The 26,475-nt window shown below is 64.7% G+C and carries 25 protein-coding genes; 7 read left to right on the forward strand and 18 right to left on the reverse strand.

From position 1 onward, the window contains the following. Positions 1 to 62: 62 nt before the first annotated feature. Complete coding sequence (locus LJ362_RS08415) at positions 63 to 998, forward strand: helix-turn-helix transcriptional regulator (RefSeq protein WP_264801721.1); 936 nt, start codon at positions 63 to 65, stop codon at positions 996 to 998. A gap of 29 nt (positions 999 to 1,027) precedes the next feature. Here LJ362_RS08415 and LJ362_RS16920 read toward each other — a convergent pair whose 3' ends face one another. Together LJ362_RS16920 and LJ362_RS08425 are read right to left on the reverse strand one after the other, a co-directional pair. Continuing rightward, positions 1,028 to 1,828: a septal ring lytic transglycosylase RlpA family protein gene (locus LJ362_RS16920; RefSeq protein WP_320109166.1), complete on the reverse strand. Its 801-nt coding sequence runs from the start codon at positions 1,826 to 1,828 to the stop codon at positions 1,028 to 1,030. Positions 1,829 to 2,084: 256 nt separating this feature from the next. Continuing rightward, entirely contained in the window at positions 2,085 to 2,408 is a 324-nt protein-coding gene (locus LJ362_RS08425; protein ID WP_139908032.1) for a hypothetical protein, read from the reverse strand. Between the two features lie 56 nt (positions 2,409 to 2,464). Here LJ362_RS08425 and LJ362_RS08430 point away from each other — a divergent pair, with 56 nt between their 5' ends. Both LJ362_RS08430 and LJ362_RS08435 read left to right on the forward strand, forming a co-directional pair. After that, positions 2,465 to 3,229, forward strand: coding sequence for a glycerophosphodiester phosphodiesterase family protein (locus LJ362_RS08430; protein ID WP_264801722.1), 765 nt, complete (start codon positions 2,465 to 2,467; stop codon positions 3,227 to 3,229). 185 nt (positions 3,230 to 3,414) lie between these two features. Beyond that, a complete protein-coding gene (locus tag LJ362_RS08435; protein WP_098731087.1) occupies positions 3,415 to 3,756 on the forward strand; it encodes an RNA polymerase-binding protein RbpA in 342 nt (113 codons plus the stop codon). Between the two features lie 124 nt (positions 3,757 to 3,880). On the opposite strand, the gene LJ362_RS08440 is transcribed toward LJ362_RS08435, so the two are convergent. Continuing rightward, positions 3,881 to 4,639, reverse strand: coding sequence for a polyprenol monophosphomannose synthase (locus LJ362_RS08440; protein WP_264801724.1), 759 nt, complete (start codon positions 4,637 to 4,639; stop codon positions 3,881 to 3,883). A 277-nt stretch (positions 4,640 to 4,916) separates the two neighbouring features. Beyond that, positions 4,917 to 5,843: a metal-dependent hydrolase gene (locus LJ362_RS08445; RefSeq protein ID WP_264801805.1), complete on the reverse strand. Its 927-nt coding sequence runs from the start codon at positions 5,841 to 5,843 to the stop codon at positions 4,917 to 4,919. A 76-nt stretch (positions 5,844 to 5,919) separates the two neighbouring features. Between LJ362_RS08445 and LJ362_RS08450 the strand changes: the two genes are divergently transcribed. Further along, entirely contained in the window at positions 5,920 to 7,623 is a 1,704-nt protein-coding gene (locus LJ362_RS08450; RefSeq protein WP_264801726.1) for a 5'-3' exonuclease H3TH domain-containing protein, read from the forward strand. A 42-nt stretch (positions 7,624 to 7,665) separates the two neighbouring features. After that, a complete protein-coding gene (gene secA2 / locus LJ362_RS08455) occupies positions 7,666 to 9,927 on the forward strand; it encodes an accessory Sec system translocase SecA2 (protein ID WP_264801728.1) in 2,262 nt (753 codons plus the stop codon). Between the two features lie 54 nt (positions 9,928 to 9,981). On the opposite strand, the gene LJ362_RS08460 is transcribed toward secA2, so the two are convergent. The 5 genes from LJ362_RS08460 to LJ362_RS08480 all read right to left on the reverse strand — a co-directional run bounded on the left by LJ362_RS08460 (position 9,982) and on the right by LJ362_RS08480 (position 15,795). After that, positions 9,982 to 12,702 (reverse strand): DEAD/DEAH box helicase, encoded by a 2,721-nt coding sequence (locus LJ362_RS08460; protein ID WP_264801730.1) that lies wholly within the window; start codon positions 12,700 to 12,702, stop codon positions 9,982 to 9,984. Continuing rightward, on the reverse strand, positions 12,695 to 13,537 hold the full coding sequence (gene tatC / locus LJ362_RS08465) for a twin-arginine translocase subunit TatC (RefSeq protein ID WP_308423766.1): 843 nt from the start codon (positions 13,535 to 13,537) through the stop codon (positions 12,695 to 12,697). The genes LJ362_RS08460 and tatC overlap by 8 nt, the downstream gene beginning before the upstream one ends. Next, the gene (gene tatA, locus LJ362_RS08470) at positions 13,534 to 13,815 is read right to left on the reverse strand and encodes a Sec-independent protein translocase subunit TatA (RefSeq protein WP_139467226.1); all 282 of its coding nucleotides are present in this window, start codon (positions 13,813 to 13,815) and stop codon (positions 13,534 to 13,536) included. The genes tatC and tatA overlap by 4 nt, the downstream gene beginning before the upstream one ends. Positions 13,816 to 13,901: 86 nt before the next feature. After that, on the reverse strand, positions 13,902 to 14,789 hold the full coding sequence (locus tag LJ362_RS08475; protein ID WP_264801732.1) for a WYL domain-containing protein: 888 nt from the start codon (positions 14,787 to 14,789) through the stop codon (positions 13,902 to 13,904). Further along, positions 14,773 to 15,795 (reverse strand): helix-turn-helix transcriptional regulator, encoded by a 1,023-nt coding sequence (locus tag LJ362_RS08480; protein ID WP_264801733.1) that lies wholly within the window; start codon positions 15,793 to 15,795, stop codon positions 14,773 to 14,775. Before LJ362_RS08480 ends, LJ362_RS08475 begins: the two co-directional genes overlap by 17 nt. A gap of 40 nt (positions 15,796 to 15,835) precedes the next feature. On the opposite strand from LJ362_RS08480, the gene LJ362_RS08485 reads away from it, so the two are divergent. Continuing rightward, a complete protein-coding gene (locus tag LJ362_RS08485) occupies positions 15,836 to 16,969 on the forward strand; it encodes a DUF3866 family protein (RefSeq protein ID WP_264801734.1) in 1,134 nt (377 codons plus the stop codon). 139 nt (positions 16,970 to 17,108) lie between these two features. Here LJ362_RS08485 and LJ362_RS08490 read toward each other — a convergent pair whose 3' ends face one another. From LJ362_RS08490 to dop, 7 genes are all read right to left on the reverse strand, one after another. Continuing rightward, complete coding sequence (locus LJ362_RS08490) at positions 17,109 to 17,483, reverse strand: FKBP-type peptidyl-prolyl cis-trans isomerase (RefSeq protein ID WP_025778366.1); 375 nt, start codon at positions 17,481 to 17,483, stop codon at positions 17,109 to 17,111. 42 nt (positions 17,484 to 17,525) lie between these two features. Beyond that, positions 17,526 to 18,479 (reverse strand): FKBP-type peptidyl-prolyl cis-trans isomerase, encoded by a 954-nt coding sequence (locus tag LJ362_RS08495; protein WP_264801735.1) that lies wholly within the window; start codon positions 18,477 to 18,479, stop codon positions 17,526 to 17,528. Between the two features lie 64 nt (positions 18,480 to 18,543). Beyond that, the gene (gene pafA, locus LJ362_RS08500) at positions 18,544 to 19,947 is read right to left on the reverse strand and encodes a Pup--protein ligase (protein ID WP_264801736.1); all 1,404 of its coding nucleotides are present in this window, start codon (positions 19,945 to 19,947) and stop codon (positions 18,544 to 18,546) included. Continuing rightward, positions 19,948 to 20,637 (reverse strand): proteasome subunit alpha, encoded by a 690-nt coding sequence (gene prcA, locus LJ362_RS08505; RefSeq protein ID WP_264801737.1) that lies wholly within the window; start codon positions 20,635 to 20,637, stop codon positions 19,948 to 19,950. Positions 20,638 to 20,671: 34 nt separating this feature from the next. Further along, complete coding sequence (gene prcB / locus LJ362_RS08510; RefSeq protein ID WP_264801738.1) at positions 20,672 to 21,469, reverse strand: proteasome subunit beta; 798 nt, start codon at positions 21,467 to 21,469, stop codon at positions 20,672 to 20,674. A 1-nt stretch (position 21,470) separates the two neighbouring features. Beyond that, positions 21,471 to 21,662 (reverse strand): ubiquitin-like protein Pup, encoded by a 192-nt coding sequence (locus LJ362_RS08515; RefSeq protein WP_167196257.1) that lies wholly within the window; start codon positions 21,660 to 21,662, stop codon positions 21,471 to 21,473. A gap of 11 nt (positions 21,663 to 21,673) precedes the next feature. Further along, positions 21,674 to 23,203, reverse strand: coding sequence for a depupylase/deamidase Dop (gene dop / locus LJ362_RS08520; protein ID WP_264801740.1), 1,530 nt, complete (start codon positions 23,201 to 23,203; stop codon positions 21,674 to 21,676). Positions 23,204 to 23,235: 32 nt separating this feature from the next. Between dop and LJ362_RS08525 the strand changes: the two genes are divergently transcribed. Beyond that, positions 23,236 to 23,640, forward strand: coding sequence for a DUF3054 domain-containing protein (locus LJ362_RS08525; RefSeq protein WP_264801742.1), 405 nt, complete (start codon positions 23,236 to 23,238; stop codon positions 23,638 to 23,640). Between the two features lie 102 nt (positions 23,641 to 23,742). Here the strand turns inward: LJ362_RS08525 and arc are convergent, their stop codons facing one another. Next, positions 23,743 to 25,395: a proteasome ATPase gene (gene arc, locus LJ362_RS08530; RefSeq protein WP_173152260.1), complete on the reverse strand. Its 1,653-nt coding sequence runs from the start codon at positions 25,393 to 25,395 to the stop codon at positions 23,743 to 23,745. Further along, entirely contained in the window at positions 25,392 to 26,465 is a 1,074-nt protein-coding gene (locus LJ362_RS08535) for a tRNA (adenine-N1)-methyltransferase (RefSeq protein WP_264801743.1), read from the reverse strand. The genes arc and LJ362_RS08535 overlap by 4 nt, the downstream gene beginning before the upstream one ends. Positions 26,466 to 26,475 lie beyond the last annotated feature (10 nt).

Here is a 26,475-nt window from a genome sequence, read left to right on the forward strand (position 1 = left end):
GGACCAGTCTCATCGGCTTCCACTGACATCTCGTGTCAGTGTCCTTCATTATTCTCGGAATCATGAAAGCTGCTCGCCTCGTTTCGGAGATCGTCATCCTCGGTGCGCGTTCTCGGCCGATCACGGCATCCGATCTCGGGCGACGTCTCGAGGTCACCGAGCGGACGATCTACCGTGACCTCGGTGAGCTGTCGCGGATGGGCGTGCCCGTCATCACCGAGGCGGGGCCCGGCGGCGGGATCAGCGTCCTCGGCGACTGGGTCTCGCCTGTGGCGGGTCTGACCCGGGACGAACTCGACTCCCTCCTCATCGGCTCCCCTGCCGCGGCCGATCTGGGCTTCTCGTCCGCGTTGGCCACGGCCCGAGCGAAAGTCCTCGCCGAATCGTCATCGGCATTCTCGCAGCTCATCCTCGTCGACGGGCCGGATTGGTTCATGGCCAAGGAGGATCCCGAGCAGCTCGACACCATCGTCACCGCACTGCGCACTCAGCGGGGACTGCAGGTCACATATCGCGGACGGAATGGTCTGCGATCGCGCACACTGCTGCCTCTGGGACTCGTCGTCAAGGCCGGTCGCTGGTATCTCGCGGCGCAGCCGCCGGGAGGCAGTCCCCGAACGTATCGAGTCTCACGGATCGGCTCGGCCGAGCTGCGATTCCTCCACTGCACTCCCCCGCCTTCTTTCGACCTCGCGGACTACTGGACGGGGGCGCAGGCTGAATTCGATGCTTCGATTCGTCGGATACTCGTGAGAGTGCGGCTGCCCGTGGCCCAGATCGACGACCTTAAGCGCGCGATTCCGGGCCGACTCACCGAGGACGCCATCGACTCGGGGCGGACGGATCGCGACACCATCGAGATCGACCTTCCCATGGAACCCGCCGGGGTGGCCGTCAGCCAACTCGTCACCGTGCCCGGGGTCGAAGTCCTCTCACCAAAACAGCTCCGCCGCGACCTGCACGATCATGCATGGGCCGCGGCGGAGCTCAATGAGTGACGTGAGCAGTCAGCAGCTCACCGCCCGGGTCACTGCACTTCGTACTTGCCGTTGATCTGCCCGGCGCCGACGCCGCCGACGGCCTCCATGGCGGCCTTGGACAGGTCGAAGCACCGATTGCCGTGGTAGGGGCCGCGGTCGTTGACCCGCACCGTCACGGACTTTCCGTTCGCGCTGTTCGTGATTTTCACCTTGGAGCCGAACGGCAGAGTCTTATGGGCCGCGGTGAGCTTGTTCGTATCGAAGATCTCGCCGTTGGCGGTCCGGTTTCCGTCGAATCCGTCCCCGCCGCCGTAGTAGGACATCGGGCAGCTGCCGGATTCGCCGGCAGACTTGCCGGAGTTCGACGGTCCGTCGTTCTCATCAGCGGACCCGCCGGTTGAGGCCTCATCCTTTTTGTCTGCGGTCTTCGATGGCTCGGGGCTGGGTGTCTCGATATGGGTGTCGATCGTGACTTCTGCGGGCTTCTCCTTGGCCTGCTTCTTCGCCTTGGCGAGAAATTCATCCGCGGCCTTGGTCGGTTCGGAGACGGCGACGGCGGGGGCTTCGGCCGGCGCTTCGGCCACGACCTGGCCGCCCGTGGAAGAATCATTGGGCACCATTGCAAGGCTCGAAGCGACGACGGCTGCCGTTGCGGCGGTCGGCACGATGAAGGCGGAGAGCACCGGACGGGTGCGGACTGCTGCCAGCACTCCCCCGGCGGTGTTCAGGCGGTCGGTCGGTGCGTGGCGTCCGGTCTTCTTCTTCGCCGTCAGCGCTGAGAAGATCGACCCGGTCTTCTTGGTGCTCGGTGCTGAGTGTCTGCCCACAGTGGTGTTCCTCGTCGTCATCAGAGAGTGTCTCGGCAACTCGGAGATGTAATGAAAAGACCTCTCGCAGCAGTGCGCTCGAGGAGAAACTCCAAGTTATCTGATCGTTACCTTCACAGATTCTAGTTAAGGAACTGTTACAAAAGCAATGTGGCACACCCGAACGGTGTGCCACATCGCTGAGATCCTGTTCACGACAGCATGTCCGTGTGCCGCTGGTCCTCGGAACCTCGACGGGTGCGAGAAACGCAAGGCGGTCCTGGCGAGCCGGTGATGGTCAGCGGGACTTGCGCGTCACCAGTTTTCGGACACCGTCGGCTCCTGTCGTCACGGTCTCCTGTGCCCGGTCGAAGGCTCGTTCGACCTTGCCGCTGCGCACAGCGTCATCGATCGCGTGCGAAACGGAACCCAGTGCACGGTTGACGCCGTTCTCGGTGGCTTCGATGAGGCGGGAGGTCGAAGTCGCCTCGCGCACATTCTTCACACCTGTGCTCGCGACGCTGTATGCGCGTCCGGCGGCCCGGCGGGCGCGTTCTGTCGGGGTCTTCGCGGTTGCGTCGATGACGTCGTCGGGTTCGATGGGTTCGCGGTGTGAGCTCATGGCTCCATCCTTGAACACAGCCTCGGTGAAATCAACACCCTGGTTAGGATTGGACCATGAATTCCCAGCGGGAGGTCATCGCGGACCCAGAGATCATCGCGCACCGAGGCGGACTGTGGCCGGGGATGAGCGAAAACACCATTGAGGCTTTCGCCGCTGCGGCGTCGGCTGGAGTCGAGTGGATGGAGACCGACGTCCACGCCTCCGCCGACGGAATCCTCTTCGCCGCACACGATGCCGACCTCAATCGCATCGCCGGGTTGGACCACACCATTCGGGAACTGCCGGCGGCCGAGCTCGACCGAGTCGAACTCCTCGCAGGGGGTCGGCTCCCCCGCCTCGAGGCGTTGGTGGAAGCACTGCCGGACGTGCGATGGAACATCGATGTCAAAGCCGCCCACAGCATCGGCCCGATGATCCGCTTCGTTCACAATTTCCATGCCGCCGAGCGCATCCGCCTCGCTTCCTTCGATTCCGCAACGCTCCGACGGCTGCGCATAGCTCTGCCCGGTGTGCGGACGTCGACGGGGACGACGGAGACCGCCCTCTTCGCCCTCGGCCGGATCCCGGGGGTCCCTGCACACGGTGCCGCGCACCTGCCGCCCGGTGTCGACGCGTTGCAGGTCCCGGCAACGTTCAAGCGGATCCCCGTGGTCACAGCGGACTTCGTCGACCGGGCTCACCGGTCAGGTCTGCTCGTCCACGTCTGGACGATCAATGACGAGGCGACGATGCGGTCGCTGCTCGATCTCGGAGTCGACGGGATCGTCACCGATGATGTCGAGCTCGGCCTCGACGTGCTGGCCAGCCGACGCGGATAGACCGAGGATTCGGCCGAGAATGCAACACGTTCTCCTCATGCAGCGACTGCCTTTCAGCGCTGTGGCGGCCCCGGAACACGGGCCGCTGGGCGAATGCGGTCGTGGCCTGTCGGCAAGGAATATCCGAGCACGGTAGACTGTTACATTGCGTCCAAGGTGTGCAGTCGAGTCGGAAGGTCTTAGATATGAGCGAACGCAGTCTCCGCGGAACACAGTTGGGCTCGCGCAGCCTCGAAACCGAAGAGGGCGTCGAGCCGGCACCCCGCCAGATGGTCGAATTCGAATGCGAAGACGGGACCCGTTTCAAGGTGCCGTTCTCCATCGAAGCCGAGGTTCCCTCGACCTGGGATTCGGGAATCCACGGCATCGGCGTCCGCGTCGGAGTCAACGAACCCGATGGCGAGCCCGTCAAGCATGTGCGTTCCCACTGGGACATGCTCCTGGAACGCCGATCCTTCGACGAACTCCAGGTGCTCCTCGACGAGCGCCTCGCAATCCGTCGCGGTGAGGTTCCGGCCCAGAGCTGATACAACCGCAACAAGCGCACACACGGGGTGCAGGTCAACCGACCTGCACCCCTTATTGCTACCTGACGGCGGCCCAGCAACCTCGCGCCAGGTTGCTGGGCCGCCGTCAGGTAGCAATAAGGGGTTAGGCGGTGGGGGTGGAGCGGGTCAGCAGGCGGCGCAGCTGACTGCGGCGGCGCGTCAGGCCCCAGCCGGCGACCTTCGTGAACGCCTCGGTGATGATCGAGCCGCTCATCTTCGATTCGCCGAGTTCGCGTTCGACGAAGACGATGGGCACCTCGGCGACCCGGAACCCGGCCTCGACGGTGCGATAGGTCATGTCGATCTGGAAGCAGTATCCCTGCGACTGGACGTCGGAGAGATCGAGCGCCTCGAGCACAGCCCGGTTGTACGCACGGAATCCGGCGGTCGCATCTTTGACTCCCAGGCCCATGACAGCGTTGACGTAGACGTTCGCGCCGCGGGAGAGGAAGTATCTCGACTTCGGCCAATCGACGATCTCGCCGCCGGGCACCCACCGTGAGCCGATGATGAGGTCTCCTCGTCCTTCTGCCGCGGCGTCGAGCAGCCGCCCCAGGTCGAGGGAGCGGTGAGAACCGTCAGCATCGAACTCGCAGATGATCTCGTAGTCGCGTTTCAGCGCCCATTCGAATCCGGCGATATAGGCCTTGCCGAGGCCGGACTTCTCGGTGCGGTGGAGGACGTTGATCCGGGCATCGGCCGCAGCCTGCTCATCAGCCCACTCCCCCGTTCCATCGGGAGAGCCGTCGTCGACGATGAGGACGTCGACTTCGGGCTGCTGCTCGAACAGTCCGGCCAGGGTCACGGGGAGGGCGAGACGTTCGTTGAAAGTGGGGATGACGACAAGAATCTTGAAAAGCACGGACTCCACGATACGCGGAAGTCGCCCCAGACAATGAGTCGACACCCCCACCTTCGGACCACGCTGCCGCAGCAGCGAGTTATCTATTGACGGGAGTGCCGACTCCATCCCTCATCAAGCGGAATGTTCACGTCGAATCTAGTGGCCGCCGGAGACTTTGCAAAATCGGTGTGACCTGGGCTGATGGCTGAAACTGCAGGTCAGAGGCTCAACTGAAGAACCGAAATTTTCAGTCCATCGGCATGTTGGCGGGACAGGCCGAAGCGTCGGCTTCGGATCAGAGTTCCACCCGGGTGGGCAGAGCCACATCGGGAGACAGTTCGGGCAGCCCCGGTGTACCCGACCGCGGGTCGGTGCTCCAGGCTGCGACGCGCGGGTCGGCGACCTGCACGACGAGCCGTTCGACCTTCCAGCGGACGATATCGGCATCGGCACCGGGGGCGAGCACGCCGCCTTCGGGATTTCCGGCCGCCCGGTGGGCGAAGCGGGTGGCAGCGTTGAAGGCCGCACGGGCGCCGATTCCTCCGTCACCGACAACGGCATTCCGCACTCCTGCCCAGGGAGAGGTCTCGGAATGGCTGAAGGACACCTGCGCTCCGGCGGCGAGCAGCTGAGCCAAGGGCTGCGGGCGAGCCGGGTCGAGGGTGATGGCGATTCCGCTGCGGCCGAGGGCTTGAACCTGATCGTCCGGAACGGAGAAGTCCAAGCGCAGACGGTACCCGTGGCGTTGGGAATGAGCGGCATCGGCTCGCAGGGCCTCGAGCACCTCGGTGAGCTGGGCGTCCGAGGCGACGAGGATGAAGAGGCTCAGTGCCGGCAGCTCTTCGAGTCCGAGCAGGTCAGCGGCGGTGATCGAGGCGCGACGGGGCCCAACGGAACCGGAGTCCAGCCGCGGGTAGTCGACGATCGACAGTGCCTCAGGAGTGTCGGCGGCGAACCGGGCGACCGCCTCGGCGGTGCCGATCGCGTGCACATGGGTGAAACCCTGTGCGTACAGGTCGGCTGCCGACGGGGCCGAGTCGTCCACGATCAGCCCGGCATGGACGAAGCCCGGGGTGAGGAAGTCCTCACCGAGGTCGATCGCCTCCGGGTCCAGAGCCTTGGCCGCTTCATCGGAACCGATGAACGAGACCTTCCCGTCCTCATATCCCAACGCCGTCGCAAACGGATCGACACTGCTGTAAACATCTCCACCAAAGTACATAGTCACAGCCGACAGGCTACACCGTCGGCCGTTGCGGCTACACCTGTGTCAGGAGGGTCGGGTATCGTCACCTGATGTGAAGCCCTTGGTTCTGCTCGACACTCCAGCCCTGTACTACCGCGCCTTCTATTCGGTGCCGGATTCGATCGTCAATGCCGACGGTCACCCGGTCAACGCCGTTCGCGGGGTGCTCGACACCATCGCGCAGATGGTGCGCCGGTTCGACACCGATCGTGTGATCGCGACGATGGACGCGGATTGGCGTCCGGCCTTCCGCACCGCGATCATGCCCGAGTACAAGGCGGCACGCGTCAAGGACGAAGAAGCCGGCACGGAGATCCCACCTGAGCTGGCCGTGCAGCTGCCCATCATGAACCGCGTCCTCACAGCCGCGGGGATTCCCATCGCCGAGGTGGCCGGGACCGAAGCCGATGACGTCATCGCCACGATGGCTGCCCAGTCGAAAACCCCTGTGATCATCGTCTCCCCCGACCGCGATCTGTTGGCTCTGCTCGACTCGTCCGCCGAAGTCAGCGTACTGCGCCCCCGGAAAGGCGGCGAGTGGGAAGCCCTGGCACAGACCGACCTTCCGACCGCCTACGGAGTGCCCGACGGCGCCCGCTATCGCGAGCTCGCCGCTCTGCGCGGCGATCCGTCCGACGGGCTTCCCGGAGCACCCGGGATCGGGGAGAAGACCGCCGCGACCCTGCTGGAGAACTTCGGCTCCCTCGAATCGATCGTCAAGGCCGCCAAGGCCGGGGTGAAGACCGGCGGGCTCAGTCCGAAGCGAGCCGCAACGATCATCGAGGTCGAGGAGAGTCTCTACAAGACTCTGGAGGTCATGCGCTGCCTGACCGACGTCGAGCACGGCATCGACCTCGACCGCGTCCCGAACAGCTTCGACCGCGCCGGGGTCGAAGCCGCGGCCGAGGGGCAGAACATCCGCCGCTCCGTCGACAATCTCACCAGTGCTCTCGAATCCGTGTCGGGGACCGCCGGTGCGGCATCCGCACAGTCCGCGGCACCTGGGAGCACAGCGACAGCGTCCCCGCCATCCAAGTCTGCCGAGTCAGCTGAGTCAACAGTACGGAACGGGACCGACGGTTCGTGGGCTCAGTCGCGGCTCGTCGGCTTCGACCTCGAGACCACCGGAATCGAACCGGCCACCGCCCGAATCGTCACCGCCGCCTTCGTCGACTCGGCGGATCAGGTGCGCACGTGGCTGGCCGATCCGGGGATCGAGATCCCAGAGTCGGCGCGGGCGGTCCACGGCATCACCACCGAATTCGCTCAGGCCAACGGAGCGGCCGCCACTCAGGTCATCAGCGAGCTGTGCGCAGAATTCGCCGCACTGAGAGAAGAGGGCGCCGTCGTCGTAGGACACAACGTCGTCTACGACCTCAGTGTGATGGCCGCCGAGGTGGCCCGCCACCGCCCGGACATCGATTTCCCCTCGATCATCCCGACGATCGTCGACACCTTCGTCGTCGACAAGCACATCTATCCCTACCGCAAGGGCAAACGGACGCTCATCGAGACGGCGAAGACCTACCGCGTCGAACTCCTCGACGCCCATGATGCTGCCGCCGACGCTCTGGCCGCTCTGGACATTTCCCGAGCATTGGCCGAAAAGTCGACGGAAATCTCAGCGATGAGCAACGATGAGATCATGGCCGCACAGGCCGATTGGAAGCGCTCACAGGCGGCAGGGCTGCAGGCCTGGCTGCGGAAGAAGGGCACCGCCGAGGCCGTCGTCGACGGTTCGTGGCCCATGTCCTGAACGCTAGACTCGACATCGACGTACAAACGACGAAGGACGACAATGGGATTCTTTTCTCGCCTGCTCAACCGACCCGGCTCTCATGCGGAGAAGACGACAGGTTGGTTCGAGCGCGCCGTCGACGATCTGGACGCGGCCGGGCGCGAATTCTCCGAGCTCAGCGATGCCGAAATCACGGAGGCCGCCGGCGAGGTCTTCGGCTCGGGCACACAGCAGCAGACTCTCATCCGCTACTGCGCTCTGGCGCGCGAAGCCGGTGAGCGGGTGCTGGACGAACGCGCCTATGACACACAGCTTCGCGGACTCGTCGGGCTGCTGCAGGGCAGCATCGTCCAGATGGCCACCGGTGAGGGCAAGACTCTCGTCGGTGCGCTGGCCGCAGCCGGCTACGCACTGCAGGGGCGACGCGTGCACGTCGTCAGCGTCAACGACTACCTCGCCGTCCGTGACCGCAACTGGATGAAGCCCCTGTTCGACCTCCTCGGGGTGAAGTCAGCCGCGATCTCCGGCGCGCAGGGCGACGACGAACGCCGTGAAGCCTACCGCTCCGAGGTCGTCTACGCCTCGGTCACCGAGGTCGGCTTCGATGTCCTCCGTGACCGGTTCCTCACCGAGGATGCCGATCAGCGGGTACCCGAACGCGATGTCGTCATCGTCGATGAGGCCGACTCCGTGCTCATCGACGAGGCGCGTGTGCCGCTCGTCCTCGCCGGTTCTTCCAGTGTCCAGGACACCGACGCCGCGATCGCAGCGCTCGTGTCCCGGCTCAGCCCTGACACCGACTATGAGGTCAGCGCCGACAGGCACGCCGTCTCACTCACCGACGCCGGAGTCGACCGGGTCGAGGAGGAACTCGACGTCGAACTCTTCGGAGAAGACTCCGAGACGCTCGCCGCCGTCAATCTGGCACTCCACGCCAGAGCGCTGGTCAGACGCGACGTCGACTATCTCGTCGTCGATGGACGGATCAAACTCATCTCCTCGTCCCGAGGTCGCGTCGCCGAACTTCAGCGCTGGCCGGACGGACTCCAAGCCGCGGTCGAAGCCAAGGAGAGCCTCGACGCCACCGACAGCGGTGAGATCCTCGACCAGATGACAGTCGAAGAGCTCATCCACGGATATCAGACCGTCTGCGGAATGACCGGCACCGCCCTGGCCGTCGGGGACGATCTGCGCGAATTCTATGGGCTGGAGATTGTGCCCATCGATACGCACCTGCCCGTGATCCGCGTCGACGAACCCGACCGCCTGTTCACCTATCAGGAGTCGAAGGAACGAGCGATCGTCGAAGAGGTCGCCGACCAGCATGCCCGCAGCCGTCCCGTTCTCATCGGCACCTCCTCGGTGGCCGAGAGCGAGTCGTTGGCCGAACGGCTGACCGAACGCGGAATCGACGTCGCCGTCCTCAACGCCAAGGACGATTCCCGGGAAGCAGAGATCATCGCGAAAGCCGGTGCACCTGGTGCGGTGACGGTGTCGACGCAGATGGCCGGACGCGGGACGGACATCCGACTGGCCGACGACGAGGTCGCTGACGCCGGGGGCCTCCTCGTCATCGGCGCCGGTCGCTACCCGTCATCGCGACTCGATGACCAGCTGCGCGGTCGCGCAGGTCGTCAGGGCGATCCTGGCACGTCCGTGTTCTTCACCAGCCTCGAAGACGAACTGGTCACCAGGGTTCCCGAGATCCAACGCTTCGTCTCCGAAGGTGATGAGACGGGTCTCATCGAATCCAAGCGCGCGCTCGGCCTCGTCGAACACGCTCAGCGCATCGCTGAGGGACAGAACACCGCACTGCATCGTGACACCTGGCGCTTCAATGAGCTCATGGCCAAACAGCGCGAGCTCGTCCTTGAGCGCCGAGCCGAGATACGCAAGGACGACGAGCCCGTCGAGCAGCTGCGCAAGGAGCTCGGCGACCGTGCCGATGAGATCGCGCAGGACCACTCCGCGGAGCTGCTGGACTCGGTGCTGCGAGAGGTCATGCTCTTCCACCTCGACGCGCGTTGGGTTGATCACCTCGCCTTCCTCAACGATCTGCGTGAGGGCATCCACCTGCGCACATTCGCCAGGGAGAAGCCGCACGAGGCGTTCAACACCGAGTCGATTCGGGTCTTCTCATCGTTCTGGTCCGATGTCATCGACGATTCGAAGTCGACGATCGAGGAAGCGACGATCACCGATGAGGGAATCGACCTCGAGTCGCACGGACTCAAACGCCCGTCGTCGACGTGGACCTACCTGACGACGGAGAACGCGTTCGGCTCCGATATCGAGAACATCGTGAAGAAGGTCCGCCGCTGAGACGAAGACGCTGCGTCTGCGCTCCCCCGGCGGAGAGCGCAGACGCGGTGACGCTCAGGAGTCGGCGACGACTCCGCGACGAATGGCTTCGATGGTGCGACGAACGCGCACTGCGGTCTCCGCGTCGATGACCTCCGCGACCTGACCGAGCAGATCGAGGCTCTGCTTGGCCCATCTGACGAAGTCACCGGCGGCGATATCGCTGCCCCGCAGTGATTCCGACAGGGTTTTGCCTTCTGTCCACCGGTACATCGGTCTGATCAGCCCACGGTCCGGTTCGTCAGTCGTGGTCAGAGCATGCTGTTCTTCGAGGTGGAAGAGCCGACGCCAGATCGTCTCCGATTCGTCGCAGACAGCCTTGAGGTCGGGGCTCGGAGCCCGATGTGCGGTCAGGGTGTCCCTGCGCGACTGGAAGACGAAGATCGATGCGAAGGCCGCAAGTTCCGGCTCATTGAGTCTGTCCCACAATCCGGCGCGGATCGTCAGTGCCACCAGGAGATCCCGTTCGCCGTAGATCCGACGCAGCATAGTCGAGTGCTCGGGATCGAACCCGAGCCCGCGCAGCACATCCTGGACTCGGTCGAACACCAGAGCGATCGAGGTGGTGCGGCCTTCGATCCGGGCGATGAGCGAATCGTTCTCCCGGATGAGTTTGTCCGCACGGTTGGCCCACCGGGCGTGGAGTTCCCGGTCCGGGCAGTCGTGACAGGGATGTGCCCGCATCTGCGCTTGGAGCTCGGCGACAGTGGTGCTCTCCCCCTGATGCTCTCGGGTCGATTCCCAATGGGCTTCCGCATCGACCCTGCCGTCGGCAACGGCGGATTCGAGGATGGACAGCAGCTGCCTGCGGTCGCCTGCCTGCCGGTGGTTGAACTTCTTCGGCACGCGGACGCGCCCTTGAGAGGCGACGGGTTCGGTCACCTCGTGGGGTCGCAGATGCCACACCTTGCCCTGCTCTGTGAGGACGGTGGGCAGTCGTGAGACACCGTCCTTGTTGCTCATCGGAGAGATGATGACTGCGCGTCCGCCGACCCGTTTGGCCGGCATCGTCACGACATCGCCGATCTTGAGAGCGGTGAGGGATTCGACGATGTCGCGCTGCCTGTTCCGCGACTTCGTCCGGGTCTCCTGCTTCTGCTTATCCGAGATCGCCCGGCGCAGTCCGGCGTATTCGGAGAAGTCACCGAGGTCGCAGTGCATGGACTTCTCGTACGCCTCGATCGTGGCTTCGTTCTTGCGCACCTTCCGGGCCAGGCCGACGACGGCCTTATCCGCCTGGAACTGGGCGAAGGAGGTCTCGAGCACCTTGGCGGCCTCGTCCGAACTCATTCGCGACAGCAGATTCGCGGTCATGTTGTAGGTCGGCCCGAACGCCGAATTCAGTGCGTAGGAACGGTTCGAGGCCAAGGCTGCCAGCTCGCTGACCTCGATGGTCGGGTGCCAGACCACGACCGAATGGCCGATGCGGTCGATTCCGCGGCGACCGGCTCGTCCGGTCAGCTGGGTGTATTCCCCCGGGGTGATCATCACATGTGCTTCGCCGTTGAACTTCACGAGTTTTTCGAGCACGACCGTGCGCGCAGGCATGTTGATGCCCAGCGCCAGCGTCTCCGTGGCGAAGACGACCTTGATGATTCCCTGCGAGAACAGCTCCTCGACGAGCTGTTTGAACTGCGGGATCATCCCCGCATGGTGCGCGGCCACTCCGAGCAGCAGACCCTCACGGAAGGTGTGATAGCCGAGGATGCCGAGGTCTTCGTCGGCAAGATCGTCGCGCAGCGACTCGAGAGCGGCATTGACGATCGTCTTCTCCTCCCGAGAGTTCAGATCGGTGCCCGTGCTCAGATACTGTTCGACGGCTTCATCGCAGCCATTGCGGGAGAAGATGAACATGATCGCCGGGAGCATGGCCGCATCGGCGAGAGATGCCACCACCTGAGTGCGGCTGGGACGACGGAACCGGGCACGGGTGGCGCGTGCGCGCTTCGACCGCGGTCCCCCGTGTGTGCGAGTGGCGTGGTTGAGTGCCGGATCGATGCGATCGGAATCGCTGTGCGTGAACAGGTCGTACATCCGGTGTCCGACCAGGACGTGGTTGACCAGCGGCACCGGCCGGTGACTCGTCGAAACGATCGTCGTCGGTCCCCGGACTTCACGCAGCCAGGCCCCGAACTCCTCCACATTCGACACCGTCGCCGACAGAGACACCATCTGCACACGATCCGGCAGGTGGATGATGACCTCTTCCCACACCGGTCCGCGGAACCGGTCGGCGAGGTAGTGGACTTCATCGAGGACGACGAATCCGAGGTCCGAGAGACCAGACACGTCGTTGTAGAGCATGTTGCGCAGCACTTCGGTGGTCATCACGATGATCGGCGCATCCCGGCGGATCGACGTGTCGCCGGTGAGCAGCCCGACGTTCTCCGCCCCATGGACCTCTGCGAGGTCGTTGAACTTCTGATTGCTCAGCGCCTTGATCGGGGTCGTGTAGAAGACCCGTTTGCCCTCCCCGCGGGCCAACTCCACAGCGAACTCCGCGATGAGCGTCTTGCCGGCACCGGTCGGCGCGGTGACCAGCACGTCCTCACCGTCCTGCAGATGGCTGCAGGCTTCGACCTGGAAGTCATCGAGGGCGAACTCGGTGCGCTCCATGAACTGTCCCAAGGGAGTGCGGGCGAACTCCGCACGCGCCTTGAAATCGGCGTAGGCAGCCGAGGGGCTCAGCGGTTTCTCGGCAGAAATGTCGGTCGAAAGCGGCGTAGGGTCAGTCATTCTTCTCTTCGTCGGTCAGTTCGTCCTCGTCGACCCACAGGCCCTGCGCGATGAGGCGCTTCTTACGTCGGCGATCATTGAATACACAGATCACCCACGCCAGACAGAACAAGGTCATCATGGGGATGACGAGGAAGAACATGGACATGGCGTCCGGAGTCGGGGTGGCGATCGCGGCGAACAGGAAGACGAGCATGACGATGATGCGCCACGACTTCTTGATCCTCTCCGCCGACAGGATTCCGAGCATGTTGAGTCCCACCATGAGCACGGGAAGGACGAATGCGAGTCCGAAGACGACGATGATGATCATCACGAAGCTCAGGTAATCCTGTGCCGGGATGATGTTCGTGCCGCCCTCGGGGGTGAACGAGGTCAGTGCCTTCACCGCATTGGGCAGAGCGAAGAACGCCATGGTCGACCCGGCCAGGAACAGCGGAATCGCTGCCCCGAGGAATCCGAGGGAGTACAGCTTCTCCTTGCGCTTCAGTCCCGGGACGATGAAGGCCCAGACCTCATAGAGCCAGATGGGGCAGGAGAGGAAGAGGCCGATGAAGAACGAGAGTTTGATCTTCAGGTCGAAGGGAGAGGCGACTCCGGCGAAGTTGATCTCGGCCATCCGTCCGCCGTTGTCACGGATCGTCCGGATCGGCTCCTGGAGGATGTCGAGGACAGGGTCGTAGAGGAACCAGCCCGCCACCGCGCCCAGAGCGATGGCGATGGCGGAGATGATGACGCGATTGCGCAACTCGACGAGATGCCCGACGACGGGCATCTTCTTCTCAGGATTGCTCTTCCGTGATCGAGATGGCTTCCGCTGGCTGTTCTCTTTCACTTCTCGTGAGACTGCGGGTCCTGCTTCTCTCGCCGCGACTCCTCGGTACCAGTGGTTTCACCGGTGGCCGTGGTGGAATCGGTCGAGGAGTTCTGGTTGAGCGCTCCCGGCTCGGTGGTCTTGCCGGATTCGTCGTCGTCGCGCAGGTCCTTGACTTCGGACTTGAAGATCTTCATCGACTGTCCCAGGCTTCGGGCCAGCTGCGGCAGTTTGGGTGCGCCGAAGATGATCACGATGATGAGGATCACGATCGCGATCTGCACGAAACTTGGTCTCATGGGGAGCTCCTTGGATTGTTGATGCTGTGGATGATTCTACGCGCTGCGGCTGAGCCTTTCATCCACATCCGGGCGCGGTCTTCGTCTCAGCCGAGCCTGTGCAGAGCGGCCGCAACGGCTTCGGTGTCGTCGATCTCGGTGATGACATCGGCATGGCAGAGCAGGAACCGGCTGAGCCAATCCACCGAATGCACGAGCAGGCGGATGCGTACGCTCGTGTCACCGCCGTCGAGGTACTCGCGATTCGTCACGTCGAGTTCATCTGCCAGCCATGCTCCCGCGGCCCCGAGACCGAGGGTGACTTCGTAAGAGCTCGTTGTCGAACCACTGACCGACATCGGCGGATGCGCTGCCGGTTCCCAGGAACGGATGCGCCCCAGGGCGAAGCGGCGGGGTGCTCCGGCCGAGTAGCACCAGGCATCGACGTACCAGTCAGCACCAGGTACGAGCCGGGTCGGGGCGATGGTCCGGGTCGTGAGTTCGTCGCGGGAGCCGACGTAGTAGTCGATGCTCATCGCCGTGCCTTCTTCGACAGCCTGTCTCAGTGCGGTCAGCAGCTCTTCGTCGGCATCGATGGGGCTGACGTCGACGGCGGTGCGCAGGTTCTCTCCTGCCGCTGCACGCAGTTTGGATGCTGCTGTGGCCACGGCTTCGGAATCGAGTCCGGGCAGGGAAGAGAGCATGTCGAGCGCGAGCACGAGGACGCCGGCTTCCTCGGCGCTGAGCCGCACGGGCACGGAGACCTCTTCGGCGTTGGAGATGAATATCTGCCCGCCTTCCCAGGACGCGTCGATGAGATCATCGGGCATATGTCCGGGTCGACCTGTGACGAAGAGCAGCTGCAGATCGTCGATGAGGGTGTCGGAGTCGATGCCGAAATAGGCGGCCGTCTCTTCGAGGTCCGCTCCCGGATGCGCATCGAGGTAGGGCACGAGGCTGAGCAGCCGGGTGAGGCGTTCACGCGCTGAGGACACTGGTGCCTCCCAAACGGTTGAGCGAGTCCCGAATCGTTTCGCGTCGGCGGTCGACGGCACGCACGAGGTCGGGCGGATCGACCACGTCGACGGCGTCCCCGAAGCCGACGATCTCAGCAGCGAGCCCCTCGACATCGGAATATCCGATGATCACGGCGTCTCCGTCGCTGCGGATCTGTCGACGGCGCAGCGGATCGGCCCGGTGGGCACGGATGCGCAGCGTCGCCTCGGCGACGACGGCCATCTCGGAACTCGACTGCAGCGCCAGCTGCGGGGAGAAGTCCTCGGGAATCTCATAGTCGCCGGGTTCACGGCCGCTGAGCTTCGCGATCCCTCCCTCCACACGGGAGAGCCGGAAGGTGCGGCGAGCTTCGCGATCGAGATCGAAGCCGAAGAGGTAGACGCGATCACCGCGGCTGAGCAGCGCATAGGGTTCCAGACGCACTTTCCTCACGCTCTGGCCGGGTTTGTGGTAGCGGAAGCCGACGGCTTCACGGGCGTTGATGTGGTGGAGGGCTGTGGCGAAGTTCGCGCTCGCCAGCCGGTGCGCGGCGGTGCCCGGGTCGACGCTTCCCGGTCCGGCGGCGGACTGGCCGAGGTCGATGCCGAGAGCACGCAGCTTCGTCAGCGCCTGAGCCGAGGACTCCCCGAGTTCGGTCTCCGACCAGAACGCGGCGGCCACGGTCACGGCAGCCACCTCGGCGGGGGTGAGATCGACGTCGCCCATCGCATAGTCGGCGGTCGAGATCCGATACCCCGTCTCCCCCACATCACCGTAGGCATCGTGTTCGGCCCGGGTGGCGATGGTGATGCCCATGTGCCGCAGCAGCTCTTTATCGCGAGAGAATTTGCGATCGAAGGCGACCTCGTCGAGTCCGGAATAGCCGTCGATGGCGCTCATCAGCGTTTTGCGCGACACCCAGCCGCGGGAAGCGCGCAGGGCGATCAGCAGATTCATCAGACGTTCGGTCTGCTGTCTCTGTCTGCTTGTGCGGGGTGTATTCACGATTCCACCGTAACCTAAGCCGGGCGATAGTCTTGGGACCATGATTCATTGGCGCAAAGGAATCGTCGCAGCGATTCGCTCCACCCGGCCAGGATACACAGAGGTCGAGGTCGAACTGGACGAGGCCGTGCCCGGCACCGATGTGAGATCCATCCGAGCGGTCGCCTACACCGATGCCGTCGGGCAACCGCAGAGCCAGGACACCGTCATCGTCAATGTCTCGGCTCTTGCGAAGCGCCTGGGCACCGGTGGCTTCGGTCTCATCGTCGCCCTACCCGATGCGCTGCCGGCAGATCCCCCGGACGGCCCCGGCCATCTGGTCAAGGACCGCTATTCGCCGTTGCAGACGATGGTCCTCGGCGTCGACGATCAGGAGTCGCAGCACCATTCCACCCTCGCCGAGGCGGACAGCCTCGGTGGCATGCCGGTGGTCGTGGCCGATCTGCATTCGGCTCTGCCCGCGGTGCTCGCCGGAATCCGCGTCGTCGACCCGTCGTTGTCGGTGGCTTATGTGCTCAGTGATGGTGCGGCTCTGCCGGCCCCGTTCTCTCAGGCCGTCGCCGGGCTCAAGGGCGCCGGCTGGCTTCAGGGCGTGATCAGCACAGGCCAGGCTTGGGGCGGAGATCTCGAAGCGGTGACCATCCACACGGGGCTGCTCGCGGCCAAACACGTGATGGGTGCCGATACCACCATCGTCGCCCAGGGGCCAGGGAACCTGGGCACCGGCACGAAGTACGGCTATTCGGGACTGGTCACCGGAGAGCACCTCAATGCCGCCGCTCTGCTCGGCGGGCATCCGATCGGTCTGCTGCGGATGTCGAACGCCGATGCCCGCGGCCGCCATTTCGGTATCTCCCATCATTCGCTGACGCCCTTGAGTGAGATCGCACGACCGGGGATGACCGTACCGGTGCCCGATTTCTCCACCCTCACCGAGGCGGAACGAGCCGAGATGGACCCGGATCCCGGTGTCGTCGCCGAAACTGTGGCCGAGCAGCTGCATCGACTCCAGATGCATGATCTCGTCGATATCGATCTGAAGGGGCTGTGGGAAGCGCTGCGCACCTCACCTGTGGGTCTGTCGACAATGGGCAGGAAGCTGCCCGCCGATGCTGCGTCGTTCCTCGCAGCGGCCGCCGCTGGACGCTGCGCCGCCGGGCTCGTCCGCCGCTGACCGCGTCGAGCACAGGTCAGCGCCTGATCTCCGCAGAATCCCCCTCCGCGGCGGGGAAGACAGATGTGGCCGGGTTCCGAAGAACCCGGCCACAGTCGTCTCAGTCAGGATCAGCGCGTGCTGATGATCCGGCTGGTTCTCAGCGCACGTTCTCGAGGTCGCAGACGAAGATCAGCGACTCTCCGGGCTGGATGACTCCGCCCGCACCCTGATCGCCGTACGCCAGGTGCGGCGGGATCTGCAGGGTACGGCGTCCGCCGACCTTCATGCCCTGGATGCCCTGGTCCCAGCCGGAGATGACCATTCCGGATCCGAGACGGAACTCCAGCGGGGTGCCGCGGTTGTACGAGGCGTCGAACTCCTCGCCCGTGGAATGGGCGACTCCGACGTAGTGCACGCTCACGGTGTCGCCGGGTCCCGCCTCGGCGCCGGTGCCGATCACATCATCGGTGATGATGAGCTCGGTCGGGGCGTCTCCGCCGGGGAAATCGACTTCGGGCTTCTGCTTGCTCATGTGTTCCTCCTGGTGTCGGTTCTGTTGGGATATCGGACGGTCTCAGCCCTGGGCCGAGAGGATATCGACGACGAAGATCAGCGTCGAGTTCCCTGGGATCGAGTCGTTGCCCTGTTCGCCGTAGCCCTTGTCCGGCGGGACGACGAGGACGACCTGGTCGCCGACCTTCTTGCCGACGAGCCCCTCGTTCCAGCCGTCGATGACCTGAGCCTCGCCGACCGGGGCGACGACGAGGGGCTGTCCGCCCTTCTTCCAGTTCGAGTCGAAGGTCTTCGAGGTGTCGTCCCAGAGCCAGCCGGAGTACTTCACGGCGACGCTCTGGCCCTTCTTGACCTCGTCGCCTTTGCCTTCGATCGTCGTGTACGACTCGAGCTCGGTCGGCTTCTTGCCCTTCGGCTTCGAGATCGATGGGGCACCGTCATCGCCCCACTTCACGGTCACGGGGTTGTCCGACTGATCGGCTTTCTTCCCCTCGGCGCGAGTCAGCGGCTTCTTCGTGTCCTCGATGTCGATGACGTAGACGAGCGTCTGTGACGCCTCCCCCTGCTGGGCGCTGCCGTTGAGCGACATCATCACGCGGGAACCGACCTTGGCGTCGATGAGCGCGTTGTAGAGGTCTTCGGAGATCTGGGACTTGTCCATGGGGAATCCGGCGGCGGAGTCCGAATCGTAGCTGGATTCGACGGTCTTGCCGGTCGTCCCGGAGACCAGAGTCATCTGTGCCGTGACCTGCTCGCCGTCGGCGACCTTGGCGCCGGTGCCCTTTTTGAGCACCTTCTTCTCGGTCTTGTCCATGACCAGCGGTGCCTCGAAGCTGACCTTGGGCTTCTTCCCCATCTTGCCGACGACGGAGATGTCGTCGAGGCTGGTCGACTTCGCGTCCTGGGCGGCCACCGAGGGCGGAGGCGTGGTCGAGTCCTCTGACTCCTCACCCTGCCCGCAGGCCGAGAGCAGCAACAGGCCCGCCGCGATGGCGCTGAGCACTTTGGTGCGCACTGGTTTCCTTTCGTCACGCCGAGGCCGCGCCCGGGTAGGGGCTCGACCGAATCACAGGGCGATCTTACAGGCCCGCGATGAGTGTTTCCGCCTGCGGGTGAGTCGTGGCGAACGGGTCCTTGAGAGCGACGGCGCGCCCGGATTCGTCGTTGAGGCGGAGGTGCACCCAGTCGACGGTGTAGTCGCGACGGGCCGCATGGGCCGCGCGGACGAATTTGCCGCGGATCGCCGCCCGTGTGCTCGCAGGCGGTATGTCCTTCGCTCGTTCGGCCGCCTCGGCGGGGACGAGACTCTTCGCCATTCCCGCGGCCTCGAGCTTGGGAAACAGCCCCGTCGCGGGCGTGATGTCGTGGAAGGCGATGTCGAGTCGGTGGATGCGCGCATCGTCGATATCGGTGATTCCGCGCTGCAGCGACCGTTCGATGAGGGTGCGTTTCATCACCCAGTCGATCTCCGTGTCCACGGTCGAGAAGTCCTGCGATTCGACGGCGGTGAGCATCCGCGTCCACAGGTCGATGACGTAGTGGGCCAGATCATCATCGCCGAGGCTGTGCTCCCCCGACTCCACGATCCGCTGTGCCCGATCCCGGTAGTCGCCGAGCAGTCCCAGCGGAGTCGTCGTGGTTCCGTCGGTGCGTTCGAGCACGACCCGTCCCGTGAGATCACGGGCGACGAGGCGGATATCGCGCACAGGATGGCGCAGTCCGTTCTCCGGGATCCGGGCGCCCTGTTCGATGAGGTCGAGCATGAGCACCGCGGAGCCGATCTTCAGCGCCGAGGTGGCTGTCGACATCGAGGAATCACCGACGATGACGTGCAGCCGCCGGTACTTCTCCGCATCCGCGTGCGGTTCGTCGCGGGCATTGATGATCGGTCGGGACCGTGTCGTCGCCGACGACAGTCCCTCCCACATGACATCGGAGCGGGCCGAGAGACCGAACATCATCTCCGAACGGTCGGCCTCCTCGTCGGGGGTGAATGCGGAGCGGCGCGGAATGATCGCACCGGCACCCACGAGCAGCTGCCGGGACACGAGGAACGGCAGCAGCACGGTGGTCAGTCGGTTGAAGTCGAGAGTTCGGCGGATGAGGAAGTTCTCATGGGAGCCGTAGGAGTTTCCGGCGGCATCGGTGTTGTTCTTCACCATATGCACACGGCCGCCGATGCCATCGGCCTCCAGTGCCGTCTGCGCCTGCTCGAGCAAGTCGATCATCAGGCCTTCACCGGCGCGGTCCTGAGCGAGCAGGTCCCCGAGGTCATCGCATTCGGCGGTCGCGTATTCCGGGTGGGAGCCCACATCGAGGTAGAGGCGGGATCCGTTCGGCAGGAAGACGTTCGAGGACCGGCCCCATTCGACGACGGGACGGAACAGGTAGCGGGCGATCTCCTCGGGACCGATCCGCCGACCCTCGGGATCGGCTGTGTGGGCGAGCCCGTATTCGGTTTCGAGTCCGTAGATGCGTGCCATTCAGTCCTCCCGCAGCTCGTTCATCGCGGCGTCGTCGAGCGTGCGGAAGGTGCGCTGCTTCGTTGTGGTGCGGTCGAGGATCGCGGCTTCGAGCGCTTCGGTGGCGAGGCTCGTCTGGGTCGCAGCGGCCAAGGCCGTCACTCCGTGGTTGAAGACTTCGCGCAGACTCATCTCCGAGCTGCGCACAGCGGCCAGGGACGCGGTGATCGCATCGGCCTGACCGCCGATGGCCACATGTTCGGACTCATCGATGACGGAACCGTCATAGCTGAGCCGGTAGAGCTGGTCGGTCTCCGGGGTGATTCCGAGTTCGGCGACGACGAGTTCGACTTCGAAGGGTTTGGACTCGGTGGTGAAGACTCCGGCCAGGGTCTGCGCATAGGCGTTCGTCAGTCCGCGGGCGGTGACATCGGTGCGGTCGTAGGAGTAGCCGCGCAGATCGGCGTAGCGGACTCCGGCCTGGCGCAGGGTCTCGAACTCGTTGTACTTCCCGACCGCGGCGAAGCCGATGCGGTCGTAGATCTCAGCGATCTTGTGCAGCGTCGGCGACGGGTTCTCCGCCAGCAGCAGGATGCCTTCGTCGAAGCGCATGACGACGACCGAACGGCCGCGGGCGATGCCCTTGCGGGCGAAGTCCGCCCGGTCCTTCATCAGCTGTTCGGGTGAGACGTAGAACGGTGCCTGACTCATCCACGGTCCTTTCGCGGTAAAGGCGGCGTACTCATCACCGGGCGGTGGCGGTGCGGCGGTCGACGACCTCGGTGGCGGCTTCGAGAACGGTCGCCGAATCGATTTCGGTGACCCCGTCCTCGAGGTCGACGGTGAAGATCGTCGGGGCGATCTGGCGGACGAAGTCCGGCCCGCCGGTGGCCGAATCATCGTCGGAGGCGTCGAAGAGCGCTTCGACGGCAACCCCAATCGCCTGCTCGTGGTCGAGGTCGGCTCGCCACAGCTTCTTCAGGGCTCCGCGGGCGAATCCGGACCCGGAGCCGATGGAATGGAATCGATGCTCTTCGTATTTGCCGCCGGTGACGTCGAAGCTGAAGATCTGCCCCTGCGGGCTCGATTCGTCGACTCCGGCGAACAGCGGGACCACGGTGAGTCCCTGCATCGCCAGCCCGAGGTTCCCGCGCAGCATCGCAGCCAAGCGGTTGGCTTTGCCGTTGAGCGAGAGACGGGCGCCTTCGATCTTCTCGTAGTGTTCGAGTTCGAGTTGGAAGAGCCGGATGAGGTCGAGTGCGACCCCGGCGGTGCCGGCGATGCCGATGACGGAGTAGTCGTCGGCGGCTTTGACCTTCTCCATCGAATGTGAGGCGATGAGGTTGCCGATCGTCGCTCTCCGGTCACCGGCCATGATGATGCCCGAGGCGGTGCGGAAGCAGATGATCGTCGTGCCCTCGGGAGTCTGTTCGGCCAGGTCGCGGGCGCCGGGCTGCAGCAGTGCTTCGGGAGCGAGCGTGCGGGCGAGTTCGACGAACGAGTTGCTCGTCGAACTTAGGAAGGCAGGAGGGAATCCTGCCATCTCATTGGCCGCCCTTCTGGACGAAGTTCTTCACGAATTCCTCCGCGTTCGACTCGAGCACTCCGTCGATCTCGTCGAGGATGGAATCGACGTTCTGAGTGTTGATCTGTCCCTGCACGGCCTCCGGCGGATCGACGGGGGCGTCTCCCCCACCGGTTGATTTGTCTCTCTGGACCTGTTCCTGCGAGCTCATCTCACACTCCTTCAGTCGTTCTTCGAACTCAGTCTATCCACTCCGAGCGCCTTGAGCAGGCCCTCGGCGGTCTCGATTCCCTCCACCCGATCGGCAAGCAGCTCACGGGTGCCTTTGAGCGGTTCGTGCATGGGCAGACGCACCACACCGAGGGCTCCCGCGTTGACCACGAGCGAGTCCCAGCTGGCGGCGACCAGATCCTCGCCGAGGCGGCTGACCGCCACGGAGCGCAGGAACGCGCGGGTCCCGTCGGGTGCGTTGACCACGGCGGCTTCGACCTCGGCGTCGGTGGTCATCCGACGGATGCGGCCGGCACGTTCGAGCTTGTGGAACAGCCCCTTCTCCGGGCGGACATCGTGGTACTGGACGTCGATGAGGGCAAGCTTCGGATGGTCCCAGTCGATTCCCTCACGAGACCGGTAGCTCTCGAGCAGCACCCATTTGGCGACCCAGTCGATGGAGTCGGCCAGGGTCTTCGGGTCGGTCGAGAGCGCATCGAGGAATCGGCGCCATTCGGCGAGCACCTCGGCGGTTTCGGCGTCCTCGGCATCGGCGTGCTCGAGGCACGCGGAGTAGAAGGCTTCTTGGATCTCCAGCGCCGTTGTCGTCGTGCCGTCGCTCAGCGCCACCGGAGCGCTGAGGCTGAGGTCGTGGCTGACGTCCCACAGCGCCTGCAGGGCATCGGCGAGCTCGATCTGCGGCGCCAGTCCGGCCTCGATGAGTCCGAGGACGAGGGAGGTCGAACCGAAGCGGACGAACGTCGCAGGCTCCGCCAGAGTGGCGTCGCCGATGATCACGTGCAGCCGGCGGTATTTCGCGGGATCGGCATGTGGTTCGTCCCGGGTGTTGACGATGGGACGGCGCAGAGTGGTCTCGAGTCCCACTTCGGCTTCGAAGAAGTCGGCACGGGACGAGATCTGGAAACCCTTGCCCTCGCCATCACGGCCGATGCCGACCCGTCCGGATCCGCACAGGATCTGCCGAGTGACGAAGAACGGGACGAGGCCGGCGACGATGTCGTCGAAGTCCGTGGACCGGTCGACGAGGTAGTTCTCATGGGTGCCGTAGGAGGCTCCCTTGGAGTCCGTGTTGTTCTTGTACAGATTGACCGGTTCCGCGCTCTTCTCGAGGGTCCGCACCGATTCGAGGGCGACGAGGTCGCCGGCCCGGTCGAAGGTGACGATATCGCGTGGAGTGAGGACCTCCGGGGACGAGTATTCGGGATGAGCGTGGTCGACGTAGTAGCGGGCGCCGTTCTCCGTGACGACGTTCGCCAGGTACTGGGCTTCGAGGTCGTCCTGCGGAATATGTGTCAGCTGCGAGGAGTCGGCGTCGGCGATGTTCATGAAGAAGCCGCGGGCGTCGGCCAATGGAGACTCCGTAGCGAAGTCCCAGAAGTTCTGGGACGACTTCAATCCGCGCGGTCCGGCATAGGCGTCGACGACACGCGCCGAGTCCCGCATCGGGTTCGCTCGCGGATTGCCCGGCTGACTGAGGCCGAACTCCGTCTCGGCTCCCATGACGCGCCTGACTCTGAGCATCTGATTCTCCTCCAAGGTCTAGACTCGGGGACGTGGCAACGAAGAAATCTCATCTCCCCATCGCACTGATCGTCGACCTCATCCTCGTGGTGCTGTTCACGATCGTCGGTCATTACACACATTCTCACAATTTCGATCCGCAGGGGCTGATGACCACAGCGTGGCCGTTCGTCGCAGCCCTCGTCATCGCCTGGCTGCTCACGGCCGTCTGGGATCGGCCGATCGCTCCGCTGGCCACGGGAACCGGGGTCTGGGCGGTCACCGTCCTTCTCGGACTCGTCCTGCGCGGGGTCACCGGAGCCGGCGGCGATCCGGGGTCGGTGCCGGTGAGCTTCATGATCGTCGCGACGTCGCTCAACCTCATCACTCTGGTCGGTTGGCGTCTCATCGCCACGGCCGTCTCCGGGGGTTCGGGCCGCCGCAAGCGCAGCCGTTGAGCATCTTGCCCTTCGGCCCTGTGCACGGCCGGTAACGAGACGAGCCCGCCGCTTCCGTCAGCTGACGGAAGCGGCGGGCTCGTCGTTCTTACCGGACCCGTCTCAGACGAGGTCCGAGTTGGGCCGCACCTCGGCGACGTCGGTCTCGTACGGCACCGTCGGGGCTCCACTGGTCGTGTCGAGGTGCATCATCCGCAGATGAGTGACCCTTTCGCCCTTGCGCCCGGAGATCCGTGCCCATTCGTCGGGGTTCGTCGTGTTCGGCAGGTCTTCGTGTTCGCTGAACTCTTCGGCGATCGCATCCTCGAAGTGACCGGGGCGCAGGCCTCGCTCGCCGGTGTCGAGCAGCGATTTGATCGCCGCCTTCTTTGCACGGTCGACGATGTTGTGGATCATCGCACCGGAGGCGAAGGCTGAGAAGTGGAGGACTTCCTTCGACCCGTCGGCGTAGCTGACCTCGACGAATTCATTCTCCGGAGTCTCTGCGAACATCCGTTCCACACAGCTGTCGATGAGTGCCGAGACCGCCTCGGCGGGGGTGTCGTGGCCGGCGAGCACGCTCGAATGCAGGGGCAGCTCCGCGGTGAGGTACTTCTCGAAGATGTCGCGGGCCGCTTCGGCGTCGGGACGTTCGATGCGGATCTTCACATCGAGTCGGCCGGGGCGCAGGATCGCGGGGTCGATGAGGTCTTCACGGTTCGAGGCGCCGATGACGATGACGTTGTCGAGCTGTTCGACTCCGTCGATCTCGGTGAGCAGCTGCGGCACGATCGTCGTCTCCACGTCCGACGACTTGCCGGTGCCGCGGGTGCGGAACAGTGACTCCATCTCGTCGAAGAACACCACGACGGGGAATCCTGCCGAAGCCTTCTCACGTGCCCGGGCGAAGATAAGGCGCAGCTGACGTTCGGTCTCGCCGACGTACTTGTCGAGCAGCTCCGGACCTTTGATGTTGAGGAAGTAGGTCTTGCTCGTGCGGACCTTTCCGGTGCGATCTGCCAGGGAGTTCGCCACGGCCTTCGCGATGAGCGTCTTTCCGCAGCCGGGAGGGCCGTAGAGCAGGATGCCCTTGGGCGGTTTGAGTCCGTGTTCGGTGTAGAGCTCGGGATGTTCGAAGGGCAGTTCGACAGCGTCTTTGATCTGTTCGATCTGGTCGGCCAGTCCGCCGATGTCCTGGTAGGTGATGTCGGGGACCTCTTCGAGCAGCAGCGAGGAGACCTCGGGCTTCTCGACGACCTGCAGCGCGTAATGGGTCCGGGTGTCGACGACGACGGCATCGCCGACGCGCAGTCCTGCGTCGACGAGGCCGGCGGCGAGGGTGAAGACCTGCTCGTCATCGCCGGGAGCTCCGACGAGGATGCGCTGGGAGTCGACGAACTCACGGACGTTGACGACCGACCCCACGGGAGGGAACTCGCCGGTGCCGATGATGACGAGGCCCTCGGACAGGAGCACATCGGCTCCGGCGCGCAGGGTCTCGGGTTCGATTTCGGGGGCGACGGCCACGCGCATGCGTCGTCCGCCGACGATGACATCGGCGGTCACTGCGTTCTCGCCCAGCGCGATGAGTGTGCCCCAGTTGTTCGGCGGCTCGGTCAGGCGCCGAGCCTCTTCCTTGATCCGATTCAGCTCATCACGGGCCGTGCGCAGAGTCTTCGACAGTGCTTCATTGCGTTTGCCCGCTGTGTAGAGCTGCTGGCGCAGGGACGCAGTGTCCTCGCGCAGCTTCTTCACTTCGGTCGTGGTCTCTGTCATCGATCCTCCTTCGGCCCAGTGCTGTTGCTGGTCGGGCTGTCTGTGACATCTGTGGGCTGCGCATTCTCGGAGCCTTCGGGCTCGGTGCGCAGGCGCCTGCCGGCGTCTCGCATCACCCGGCGCAGCTTCTTGCCGTGCGCGGTCCGGGTACCGATCGCCGCCTCGGTGACTTCGGGCTCCGTCCACGCCGCCACATCCTCGGCGGCCGCGGTGGCTCCCTGGGGGCGTTTCTTCTTCTCCAGCGGACTGATGCCGTCGGCCATTCGGCGGGCCATGATGAGGAACCCGGTGTGGGCGATCATCCGGTGGTCGGGCCGGACGGCGAGTCCGTCGACGTGCCAGCCGCGGACCATAGCCTCCATGGACTCGGGTTCGGCGAACTTGCCGGAAGCGCGCAGGGCTTCGACGAAGCGTGAGAGCTGCGGAACCGTGGCGACATACGCGATGACGATTCCCCCAGGTGTCAGCGCTTCGCTGACGGCCTCGAGTGTGTTCCAGGGAGCGAGCATGTCGAGGACGACGCGGTCCACGCTGCCGGGCCCGAAGGTCTGCGGCAGAGTATCCGCAAGGTCGCCCACGGTGACGGACCAATTCTCCGGTTCGCCGTCGAAGAAGTCGGCGATGTTTCCGGCCGCGATCGTGGCGAATTCCTCACGCAGTTCGAACGAGTGCACGGATCCCGTCGCGCCCACGGCGCGCAGCAGCGCCATCGACAGGGCTCCGGATCCGACACCGGCTTCGACCACGGTGGCGCCGGGAAAGATATCGCCGAGGGTGACGATGAGTCCCGAATCCTTCGGGTAGACGACTGCAGCGCCGCGGGGCATGGAGAGCACGAAGTCCTCGTAACGCGGGCGGAAGACCTGGAAGTCGACTCCCCCGGTGTTCGCGACGATGATTCCTTCTGTGCGCCCGATGATGTCGTCGTGGCTGATGAGCCCCTTGTTGGTGTGGAAGTGCTCACCCGGTGCGAGCACGAAGGTGTGCATCCGCCCCTTGGGGTCGGTGAGCTGGACCTTCTCTCCGCGGCTCAGAACGCGCGGGGGCCGGGAATGCAGTGGCTGAGTCATGATGAGTCCA

Source organism: Brevibacterium sp. JSBI002, assembly GCF_026013965.1.
Classification (GTDB): Bacteria; Actinomycetota; Actinomycetes; order Actinomycetales; family Brevibacteriaceae; genus Brevibacterium.